This window comes from Kitasatospora sp. NPDC054939, assembly GCF_053610105.1.
On record NZ_JBSGXP010000030.1, the window covers coordinates 53,765 to 64,922 of the forward strand.

Sequence of the window (11,158 nt, forward strand, 5' to 3'; positions counted from 1 at the left end):
GGCCGTGGAGGATCCGGCCCGGGGCACCGCGGTCACGGGGACGGCTGCCACGCCTCCTTGGTCCCGAGCAGCGTCTTCAGCAGGGCCACCCGCGAATTCCTGGCCAGGGCCAGGAGGTCGTCGCGTCCCGGGAACCGCCTCTTCATCTCCGTGTCGAAGCTCCGGCCGAGCAGTGCCTTGGGCGGAGTCTCCGGATCCACCCGGTGCAACTGCTCGGCCGTGGGCATCCGGCCGAAGACGAGCTCGCCCATCGCCCGGGCGTCGGCGACCGGCAAGCCGTAGAAGCCCGCGACCCGGTCCGTCCACTCCTGCCTGCGGGCATGGGTCTGGGCGAGTTCGAAGAGACGGCCGATCCGCTCGTCGGGGGTCAGGCCGCCGGTTCCCTCCCCGACGACCCGTCCGCCGATCCGGTCGAAGTCGGTGGTGATCGCCAGGCCCGGGTCGAAGACCGACTCCACCGACCCGGTCGCCCGGTTCGCCCGGAGCCGGTCGACCAGGTTCCGGCCCTCGTTGGAGCCCTCGCCGAAGCCGATGCCGTCCTCCAGGTTGCGCAGGTCCAGGTCGGTCAGGACCTTCACGAAGGTGTTGGGCTCGGGAAAGTACACCAGCTCCGGGGCCGCCTCGGCCAACGCCGCCCGCATCGCCAGGTCGAGGTCGCTCGCGGCCCTGAGCAGCCGGCTGTCGGCGTCGTGCGGCTCCGGCGAGGTGTACGCGCCGGTGAGCAGATCGGGGCCGTCGGCGTCCAGGCGGCCGCGCGCGGCGGTGAACAGCGGGCCGTCGGGGGTGCGGAAGGAGAGCGTGTCGGCGTCGCCCGTGTGCAGGTACACGCTCTCCCGGCCCAGGGCCGTCAGTGCATCGACCAGCCCCTCCACCCCGCCCTCCCGCAGGATGCGCTCCCTGATCTGCCCGTACGGGATCGTCGCCTGGTCGATGTCGCCCGGGGTCGTGACGGCCGTGCTGTTCCAGGTGAAGCCGACCACGCGGACGGTGAAGTCCTCGGGACGCCAGGCGGCCCGGAACGCCTCGACGGCGGCGTTGATGCGCCCCGCCGCGTCCGGCCGATCGGCCCACTCGTTGACCCCGATCACCAGCGCCAGGCGGCCGGCCGCCTCGCCGGGCTGCGCGAACGCCTCGTCGCGGTAGCGCCGGGCGATGTCGACGAGCGGGGGCCCGTTCGGGGTGGCCGGGACGAGCGCGACGAAACCCGCGCCACCCGCGTCGCCGGGAGCGAGCGCGTCGGCCGCGCGGAAGCCGCCCACCTGCACCTCCGCGACGGGGCTCAGCTCCACCCGCGCCGCCGGCGGCGGCGGGGACACCGCGTCGGCCGCGCCCGGCAGGTCCGACGCCCCGGCCGGGGACGGTTCGCCGTCCCCGTGGACGGGCGGCGGCTCGGGCGCCGACGGCACCTCCGGATCGGCGCCCCGGCCGGGTTCCGCGGCCTCCACCGGGGCGGGCCGGACCGGCTCGGGCGTGGACCCGTCGCCGACCTGATGATCCGGCCCGCGGGGCACCGCACCGGCCGGAACCTCCTCCAGGCCGGCCATGAAATCACGCAGCTTCGAGAACCCGACGTCCTCCGCGCCCCGCGCGAGAACCGGGTTGGCCGGGTCGGCGTGGACGGCCCCGGGATCGGCCCCGAACAGCCGCTCCAGCAACGGGAGCAGCTCGGGCTCGTTCGCCCGCACCCAGGCGGGCCCGTTGTTGCGAGGGTGCCCGGTGTACGGGTCGGTGCCGTGGTTGGTGCCCAGGTACGCGTTGACGACCTGGGCGAAGTACTCCAGCTCGTCGCGCGAACCGTAGTTGTCCACCCGTCGGCCCGCCAGGTCGCGGCGTGGCCCGTCCGACCACGGCACCGGCGACTCCTCGTCGAAGAGGTGGGGCAGCGCGTCGTCCGCCAGCTTGGCCCGGTAGGCCTCCGTGACGAGCCGCTGGTCCGCCTCCGAGAGCCCGAACCGGTGCAGGGTGTGGGCGAACTCGTGGGTGGTCGTGGAGTACCCGTCCGCGTACGGCTGCGCACCGCGCGGCGGCGCCGCGCCGAGCAGGTTCTCCTCGGTCACCGCGGCCCGGCGGCCACCCGAACCGCGGACGTCGTCCCAGCCGCGGCCTCCACCGGAGGCACCGCCGGCCTGGCGGCCCGCCAGGTCCTCGAAGGGCCGCACGTCGGTCATCCTGACGTCCTTCGGCACGACCACCATCTCGCTGCCGCCCTTGAGCAGGCGGGCCGCCACGTCCGGGTCCTGCAGCATGCGCTCGGCCTGGCGCCTGGCCTCGTGGCGGGCCGCCGCGGGCTCATGGGTGCGCGGATCGACGTCCACCAGCAGGCGGGCCGCGGTCGCGGCGAACTCGCGCGGCGACAGGGCCGAGCGCAGCGCGTCCACGAGGTCGCCGTCCCGGGCGAGCCAACGGCGGTTCGCCGGACGGAGGTTCTCCAGCGCCTGGGCGCGCTCGCGCGGTGTCATCGTGGGCAGCTCGGCCTTCAGGCGGTCCGCGCCGACCGGTTCGACCGCCACATGGCGCTGCCGTCCGTCGAGCCGCTCGACCGTCTGTCTGACCCCGTCGCCCCGCCCCAGCGCGTCCACCTCGGCGTCGCGCTGCCGCCGCAGGTCCGCCAGGCCGCGCTGCGCGGCCTCCGGGGACAGGACGTGCGCGGGGTTCGCCGGGGCCGAGCCGCCGTGCGGCACCCGCGACGGCCCGTCGACCGGGCCGGCCGCGGGACTCACGGGACCGGTGACGACGGATCCGGGGACAGCAGGACCGGGGACGACGGGGCCGCTGACGGATCCGCCGACGGCGCCGGTCACGGGACCGGTGACGAGGGGAACGGCACCGGGCTGCTCGGCCGGGCCTCCGACGACCGGATGAGCGGACTGCACCGCGACCGGGTGGGGCGCGGCCGGCGTCGATACGGCGGCGACGGCCGACAGGGACGGCACGGCACTCTGCGCCGCCGACTCCACCGGCGCGACCGGCCCGGTCCGAACGGTCTGGTGCGGCGACGCACCGGACGGCTGGCCCGCGGTCGGCACCGGCGCACCGTCCGCCCCCGCGAACGCCGGGTGCGCCGGATGCGGCAGGTGCGGCGAGTCGGGCGAGTTCGGCGCGCCCGAGCCGTGCGCAGCGGGAACGGCCCCGCCACCCGGCTCGTGCGGCAACCGGGCACCCTCCGCCGGCGATCCCTGGAACTGCGCCGACGGTCGACCGTCCACGACCGGCGGCTGCGCCGCATCGGCCTGGAGCGAGTGACCGGTGGCGACCTGGGGTGTGTGCGCACCCGGGCCCGACGCATCCGGGACCTGCCCGGGCTCGACCTCGGGAACGCCCGGGGGCTGGACAGCCGGTTGACCGTCCGTGACCGGACGCGGTGCAAGGTCGCCCGGCTCGGCCCGATGGCCGGCGACGGGCGGGGCCGCCTCGGCCGCCACCGCGGGCGGCGGCTGCACCGCATGCGTACCCGAAGCCGGACCGTCGGCCACGTGCGGCGACAGCCCGGGGCCGTCGACGACCGGCGGCCGCGCCCCCTCCGCCGGAACGGCCGCACGGGCCGCGGGTGCCGACTCGGCCGCCGCAGCCGGAGCGGCGCCGGATGCCGGGGCGGCCGTGGCGTCCGATGCCGCGGCATGCGTCGGAGTCGGCGCCGCCGAGCCACCGGCGGCGTCGTGCGGAATCCGGGACGCCTCCACCGGTCCCTGACCGTGGCCCGAGGGCTGCCCGTCGGCTCCCGTACGGGACACCGGTTCGGTGCCGAACACCGTCTCCCCGGGGGCGCCGTGGGCGCGGCCCGACGGCCGGCCGTCGGTGGAGGGTGCCGGCACGGGGGCCGGGTCCGGTCCGCGGCCTTCCGGTGCGGTGCGGGTGCCGCCGGATTCGGGAACCGGCGAGGACGTCCCCTCGGCGACCGGGCGCCCGTGCACGGGACCGTCCGGCGCGGGGGTGTGATGTGCGCCGTCGACGGTCGACGCCGCCGGGTTCGCGGACCCGGCGGGTCCGGCGGGGCCGTCCGCAGGCCGGTCCGCGGCGACGAACGGCGACGCCGCCTCGGCGCCCGCTCGGCCGTCCTGGCCGTGCGCGCCGCCGCCCGGCTGCGCGGACGCGGTGTCCGCGACCGGTACGGGACCGCCGTCGGCCGCGGTCTGACGGGCCGACACGGTCGAGGGCGCATCCGACGGCACATCGGCCGTACGGGGGGCCTCGTGCGGGGCGGCGTCCGGATGCGTCGCCCGGGGGACGGCAGGGCCGTCCGCTGCCGACGGCTCCCCCGCTGCGCCCGTCCTGCCGGACGCGCCGGGCGATTCGGTACCTGCCCTGACCGCGGCATCGGCCGGGCCGCTGTTGGGTGCGGTCGCCGTGGGCGCGGCCGCTTGCGCGCCGGACGCCGGTCCGGTCGCGGCGTGCGACGGCTCGACCGGGCCGGACGTCCCGGCCGTTGCGGTGGAGTCGTGGCCGCCCGCCGTGCCCGGCGTGCCGGCGGTTCCGGCGGCCCCGGGAGCGCCGGTCTGGCCGGTCTGGCCGGTCTGGCCGGTCTGGCCGGGGACGCTCGCCGAGCCCGCGGTACCCGGGGCACCTGCCGCACCGGCCCCGCCCGCGGCACCGGCCCCGCCCGGACCGGCCGTCACACCGGGTGTGCCCGGTGCGTTCGTTCCACCGGGAGTGCCGGTGCCGCCGCTGCCGGCCCCGTTGCCCGCTGCGCTGCCTACCGCCGGCCCGGGGTTCGGGGTCGGCGCCGCGTCGGGCGCCTGCGCCGGACGGCCGCTGCCGACGGGCGCGCCCGCGGGCGCCTCCGCCGCACCGCCCGCACCCTGGGGGACGCCGGAGAGCGGGAGGTCGACCTCGGGCGTGCCGTGCGAGCGGCCCCGGAGGGCTGCGGCGCCCGCGTGGAGGCCGGCGCCGGTGGCGCCGCTGAGTCCGGAGCCGAGCAGGCTCTCGCCGCTCACCTTGCCGGTGGTGGCGGCCTGGGTGATGACGTCGGCGCCGACGCCGACCGCCCCGGCGGTCACCATCCGGCCGGGGACGCTGCCCATGGCTCCGCCGAGTCCGAGCTTCGAACCGGCGGCACCCATGCCCTTGCCGAGCAGATTGCCGGAGGCTCCGGCGATGGCGCCGCCGACGGCGTTCTGGCCGAGTTCGTTCAGGTCGAAGCCCTTGCGGTTCCCCTCCAGCACCTGGACGGTCTGGGCGAGTGCGTTGATGGCCACCATGGTGGCGGCCTGCTTGGCCGCGTACTCCAGGGCTTCCAGGGCGAGCTTCTTGAGCACCTGGACGACGACGGTGCGGCTGATGCCGACGAAGACCGGGATCTGCAGCAGGGAGAGTCCCGCGGTGAGCGGGGCTTCCAGTTCGGCGGTGGCGATCTCGAAGGCCAGGATGCCCAGTTGGGCGACGATCTGGATCTTCGCGGTCTCGGCCGAGTTGGCCATCGCGTCCAGCATGTCGGCCATGCCCTCGCAGGCCTGGCCGAGCCCGGGGAACACGCCGGGCTTGCCGCCGGCGTCCGCGGAGACGAACTTGGCCCAGTGCGCGGTCAGCGCCTCGGCGGCCTTGCCCTGCTGTCCCGCGAGGGCGCGCTTGACGGCCTGGTCGGTGGTCTGCTCGACGGACTTCAACTCCTTCGCGGTGTCGCGCCAGTGGCGCGCCATCGTGCGGAGTTCGTCCTCGTCGGCCTCCGGCCAGCGGGCGCCGGCCAGCAGGAGCAGCACCCACTGCAGGGGCTCGGGGAGTTCGACGGCCATGCTCAGCGCCTCCCGTGGGCGGCCCGGCCGCCGCCGATGTCGGCGACGGTGGCGGCCGGCGGGATCGGGACGGACAGGTCGGGTGCCGCAGGCGCGGGAACCGCGGGCGCACCGGTCGGGAGGCCGGTCGCCACGGGCCGCCCCGGGGCGGGTACGGCGGCAAGCTGCCGACCGTGTCCGGTGAGTGCGACCACGACGGCCGCCTCGGTCTGCTCGTACCGGTCCGCCATCACCTTCAGGCGCTCGCCGATCCGCCGCAGGGCGCCGGGCAGACCCTTGAGGCCCTTCAACGTGCCGGCGCTGTAGGCGAGGTAGCCCTTCTCCCCGTCGGCGAACTGGTGGCCCGATTCGTCGTTGCCCCAGGGAGTCCGGGCGTTGAGGGAGGTGAGGTGGCCGTCGAGGGCCAGGTAGGCGTCGTTGGCGCGCTGGGCGGCGGCGAGCAGCGGGGCGGCTGCGGCCCAGTACTGGTCGGGGACGACCTCGAAGCCGGTGCCGACCTCTCCCGGGCGGACCGGTGCCGGGGCCGGGGCGGGCGAGGGTGCGGCGGCCGGCGCCGTCGGCGGGACGCCGCCGCGGGTGGCGGCGACGACGGTGGCGGTGGCGAGGCCGGACGGGCGTTGATCGGTCAGGGTGGCGGTGACCGTGGCCGTGGCCGCCTGGTCGGTGGCGAGCGCGCGGCTCTGCTGGATGGACACTGTTCTCTCTCCCCCTGGTCCGGCGGACCGGTGGTGCGGAAGTCTTCGTCGTGGGTGGTGCGTTGCGGGTGGCCCGGGCCCGGCTCAGTCGGCGGGCGGCTTCGGGGCCGCGGCGCTCGCCCGGGTGAGCGCGCCGGACGCGGCGAGCCGGGCGAGGGTGGCGCGGAGGTTCGGGCTCGGCACGTGGTAGCCGCCCTCCTCCCGCAGGCCGGACACGGGGGCCCGGGTGCCGTCGCCCGGGGCGGGAGCGGGGGCGGGGCCGGGGACGAGGGCAGGCGTCGGTGTCGCAGTCGCAGTCGCGCTCGCGGCCGTGGTCGCGGCGGGGGCCTTGGGCGCGCCGGGCGCCGGGTCCGGCCCGAGGACGGCGCTCTTCAGCTGGGCCAGCATTTCGGTGTCCGGCTCGGCGTCCGGCGCGCCGGCCTTCCCGCCGGCCTTCCCGCCGCCCGGACTGCCGTGGGCACCGTCGGCGCGGGCGGTGTCCCGCGGCGGTCGCCGGTCCGCCGACGTGCCGATGGCCACCGGGTCCGGCGCTTCCGGGCCGGGAAGCCCGGGCGCGCCGCCCTGCGGCTGCTGCTCCTCCGGCTGTTCGCCGGGGTAGCGGCCGTTTCGGCCCCTGCGCGCCGCCCGTCCGGCGCCCCGCCGGGACTGGAGCCCGGCACCGGGCATCCCACCCGGGCCGCCCGGGACGCCCGAGCCGCCAGGGCCACCCACCGCTCCGGTGCCGCGCGGTCCGGCCGTACCACCGGCCACCGCCGACCCGCGTCCGGGGCCGCGCCCGGAGTGCCCGCCGAGGCCGTTGCCGACGGCGCCGGCGGGGGTGGCAGCGCGGCCGACGGACGGCCCGGCAGCGCCGAAGGCGACCCCGCCGAAGCCCGAGCCACTGCCGGCCGCGATCCGTCCGCCGCCGGACGGGCTCCGCCGGCCGGCCGGCCCGCCCCCGCGAGCCGTTCCCGCCGCGCTGCTGCCGCCACCGGACTGCGCGGCGCTCCGGACAGCTCCTCCGATGCCCTCGGCGCCCCCCGTGGGCGCCGGGGCGGGTACGCCGGAGGCGGCCGCAGCGGGTGTGGCCGCTGCGGGGGCGGCGAGGCTGTAGGCGTCCCCGATCCCGGCGAGGACGGGCCCGGCCGGCACCGCGCCGGGGCGGCACCCCGGGGCAGCGGCGGCACTCGCCGGGGCGGCACCGTCCCCGGCCCCGGCCGCACCCGCGGCGGCACCGTCCTCGCAGTTCGCCGGTGCCGAACCGGCACGGCCGCTCGCCGGGTCACCGTCGTCACGGCCGGCGCCCGCGGCGAAGGACGGCAGCGCGGCGGCGGCCGCCGCACCCGGTCCGCCGGAGGCATCGGCCGGAGCGAGTCGGCAGGACTGCCCGGCCAGGGCCAGCCGTTCGACGGTGCCGGCGGAGCTGCGCAGCATGGCGTCGATCTCGGCTCCGACCTGCGCGGCGTGGGTCCGGCACGCCTCGACGGCCTGCCGGACCGCCTCGCGGTCGCCGGTGCGCTCCTCGACCGCCCGCAGCACCTGCGTCACGGCCGCCTTGCTGCGCACCACGGTGTCGGCGGCGCCGTGCAGGCAGCGCGCGGCGGCGCGTCCGCTCTCCGCGGTGACGGCGGCGTAGCAGTCGTCCCGTTCGGCGTACTTCTCCAGGTAGTGCCGGAAGCCGTCGGCGGCGGGGCCGGACATGTGGGCACCGGCCCGGCGGGCGCTCGCCAGGACGGCGCGGAGGCGCGGTTCGGCGGCGGAGTTCCAGGTGTCCCAGGCGGCGGCGAGTGCGGCGAGACGGTCCTCGTCGGCGGCCGGGAAGGCCACGTCGGTGCCGCCGGGTCCGGTGCGGACGGCGGCGAGGACGGGAGCCAGCTCGGCGGGCAGTTCGATCACGGTGGCGGGTCCCTTCGCGGGCACGGCGGTGCCCGGGTCGGTGGGTACGGAGTCGGGCCGGACGGAGCCGGTCGGCGCTCGGCGGTCGGACGGTCGGCGCTCAGGCGCTCGGCAGGTGCTGCGGCGCGCCCTCGGACGCCCGGCCCAGGTCCGCGGCCTGGGTGAGGTCGGCCGCGCGGTGCCGACGGCACATCAGCAGCAGGCTGTCCGCCATCGCCGCGGAGTCGGCGAGGAAGCGGTGGATGCCCACCAGCGCCTGACGCTGGTGCTCCGCCAGGCCGCCGGCGCCGGAGTGGCTGCCGAGCAGCGCGGCGCCGAGCCGGTCGGTGCCGTACGCCGCACGGGGCGTCCGGCGCACGGCGGCGGTCAGGGTGGCGGCGTGCTGCTGCAGTTCCTGGACGAGCGTGCGGATCGTGGCCGCCTCGGTCTCGACCTCGTGCAGGTCCAGGCGGACGGTGTCTCCGGTCATGGGGTGGGTCGCAATCTTCCGGGTCCGGTCGGGGCGGCGGTCCGGCCGGGTGGTGCGCCGGACGCGTCCCGGCGGCGGGAGACCGGCCGCCGTACGACCGTAGAAGCCCCATGACCTGGGAGGATGACGGTGCGGACCGAAGTCTTTGCACCGGTTCCGAAAGACTGTGGGTGCCCGGCGGAACCGTTTCGGCCCGCCATGGCCCGCACGGTTCGGGCGAGCGGGCGGGCGAACGGACGCGCCGCCCCTCAGCCGGCCGCCGTCCGCCCCTCGACCGTCTGCCCGTCGGCCGCCGCAAGGACCTCCCGGGCCCGCTCGGCGCCGACGGTGTCGCCGAGTTCGCCGAGCAGCAGCGCGGCGCGGGCCGCGAGCGGGGCCGAGCGGTCGGGGTGACCGGCCGCCAGGTGGGTGCGGGCGCAGGACAGCAGGGTGCGGGCGAGCTGCGAGTGCAGCCCGTGCGTCCGGCCGAATTCCAGCGCCTCGGTGTACCGGGCCACCGCCTCCTCGTACCGCCCGAGGGCGGCCAGGGCGTCGGCGAGCACCCGCAGGGAGCAGGCCGTGCCGAGCACGGAGCCGGCCTCGCGGGAGAGTTCCAGGGCCTCCCGGCCGCGCCGCTCGGCCTGCTCGGGTTCGGCCCGGACGAGGTGGACGCTCGCCGCGCCGAAGGCGCACTGGGCGGCCATGCCGGGCTCCCCGGCGCGCCGGGCGAGGTCGGAGGCCTCGGTGTAGTGCGCGATCGCCTCGGCGAGGGCGGCCGGCGACTCCCGGTGCATCGAGGCGACCACCCCGCGGACGTACACCAGTCGGGGTTCGAAGACCGGGTCGCCCGGGACGACGGTGAGCCGGGCCCGGTGCGCGGACTCGCGGGCCTCCTCGTGGTGGCCGGTTCCGGCGGCGGCCATGGCGCGGACGACGTGGGCGTTGAGGAGGGCGGTCCGCTCCTCGCCCGGCCCGTCCGGCAGCGGGGTGGCGAGGGCGGCGGTCCGCACCAGCACCCGTCCCATCGGCAGCAGTTCCGCCCAGGGCAGGGAGAGGTCGGTGGAGGGCATCAGCATGACCAGGGCCGCCGCGAGGGCCGCGGCCTCCTCGGCGCCGGCCGGGCGGGTGGGGTGGTGCAGGATCTGCCGGGCGAGGGCGAGCAGCCCGGGCAGCGCCTCGATCAGCCACTGCTGGCCGCCGGGGGTGCCGGGACGGGCCGACGGGCGGCTCCCGCCGTCGGGGTCGAGTGCGTCGGCGAGCCGGCTGTAGGGGCGTTCGACACGCAGGGCCGCGCCGACCCCGGCCCGGTACCAGCGGGCGAGCCGGCCGAGCGCGGCCCGCCGTTCGGGCTCGGGGTCGGTCTCCAGGGTGCGGTGGCGGGCGAACAGCTGGAGCAGGTCGTGGAAGCGGTAGCGGCCCGGTTCGCCGACCTGGAGGAGTCCGGTGTCGGCGAGCCGTTCCAGCAGGTCCTCGGCGGTCCGTTCGTCGGTGTCCAGGACGGCGGCGGCGATCGGCGGGGTCAGGCCGGGGACCTCGGGTATCGCCAGCAGCCGCATCGCCCGGGCCTCGTCCGGGCCGAGCGAGGCGTACCCGACCCGGAACACCGCCTCGACCGCGAGGGTGCCGGCCTCCAGTTCGGTGAAGCGGCGGGCCCGGTCGGCGAGGCGCTCGGTCAGGGCGGCGAGGCTCCAGCGGGGCCGGGCGGCCAGGCGTCCGGCGACTATCCGCACGGCCAGCGGCAGCAGCCCGCAGGCCCGCACCAGCTCCCGGGCGGCGGCGGGTTCGGCCGCGACCCGCTCCGGTCCGGCGATCCGACCGAGCAGGGCCAGCGCCTCCGGCTCGTCGAACGGTTCCAGCAGCAGACGGGTGGTCACCGGCAGGCAGGGCAGCGGGGCGCGGCTGGTGACCAGCACCGCGGCCTCGGCGGTACCCGGCAGCAGCGCCTCGACCTGGGCGGTGTCGACGGCGTTGTCGAGCAGCAGCAGGATCCGCCGCCCGGCCAGCCGGGAGCGGTAGAGCGCGGCCCGGTCGGCGGGCGCGGCCGGGACGTTCTCGGCGGGCACCCCGAGCGAGCGCAGGAAGAGCCCCTGTACCTGGTACGGGTCGACGGGCCCGGCACCGGCGCCGCGCAGGTCGGCGTGGAGCTGCCCGTCCGGGAAGTGCCGGCGGGCCGCGTGGGCGGCGTGCACGGCGAGCGTGGTCTTGCCGACGCCGCCCATGCCGTGCACCGCGCAGACGGTGCCGACGGCGGGCGGTGCGTCCGCCGCGCAGTGCCGGGCCAGCGCGGCGGCGAGCACGGCGGCGGGGGGGGGGGGGCGGCGGGGGTGGGGGGGGGGGGGCGCGGGGGGGTGGGGCGGGGCGGCCGGCCGCGGGAGGGCCCCCGCCCCGCCCCCCCGGCAGACGGGGGGGTGAAC

The 11,158-nt window shown here is 78.2% G+C and carries 5 protein-coding genes; all 5 read right to left on the reverse strand.

What is annotated here, in order from left to right; all coding sequences use genetic code 11:
* Positions 1 to 32 precede the first annotated feature (32 nt).
* The gene (locus ACWGB8_RS11925; protein WP_452212700.1) at positions 33 to 5,726 is read right to left on the reverse strand and encodes a WXG100-like domain-containing protein; all 5,694 of its coding nucleotides are present in this window, start codon (positions 5,724 to 5,726) and stop codon (positions 33 to 35) included.
* 2 nt (positions 5,727 to 5,728) lie between these two features.
* Complete coding sequence (locus ACWGB8_RS11930; RefSeq protein WP_452212702.1) at positions 5,729 to 6,421, reverse strand: hypothetical protein; 693 nt, start codon at positions 6,419 to 6,421, stop codon at positions 5,729 to 5,731.
* An 84-nt stretch (positions 6,422 to 6,505) separates the two neighbouring features.
* Complete coding sequence (locus ACWGB8_RS11935) at positions 6,506 to 8,296, reverse strand: WXG100-like domain-containing protein (RefSeq protein ID WP_452212704.1); 1,791 nt, start codon at positions 8,294 to 8,296, stop codon at positions 6,506 to 6,508.
* A gap of 100 nt (positions 8,297 to 8,396) precedes the next feature.
* Complete coding sequence (locus tag ACWGB8_RS11940) at positions 8,397 to 8,765, reverse strand: hypothetical protein (RefSeq protein WP_452212706.1); 369 nt, start codon at positions 8,763 to 8,765, stop codon at positions 8,397 to 8,399.
* A 248-nt stretch (positions 8,766 to 9,013) separates the two neighbouring features.
* Positions 9,014 to 11,041, reverse strand: coding sequence for an NB-ARC domain-containing protein (locus ACWGB8_RS11945; protein WP_452212708.1), 2,028 nt, complete (start codon positions 11,039 to 11,041; stop codon positions 9,014 to 9,016).
* Between the last annotated feature and the right edge of the window lie 117 nt (positions 11,042 to 11,158).

Bases quoted from the DNA above. Each gene is read 5' to 3' on its own strand.
- ACWGB8_RS11925 (WP_452212700.1), bottom strand. From the start codon at position 5,726: ATGGCCGTCGAACTCCCCGAGCCCCTGCAGTGGGTGCTGCTCCTGCTG.
- ACWGB8_RS11940 (WP_452212706.1), bottom strand. From the start codon at position 8,765: ATGACCGGAGACACCGTCCGCCTGGACCTGCACGAGGTCGAGACCGAG.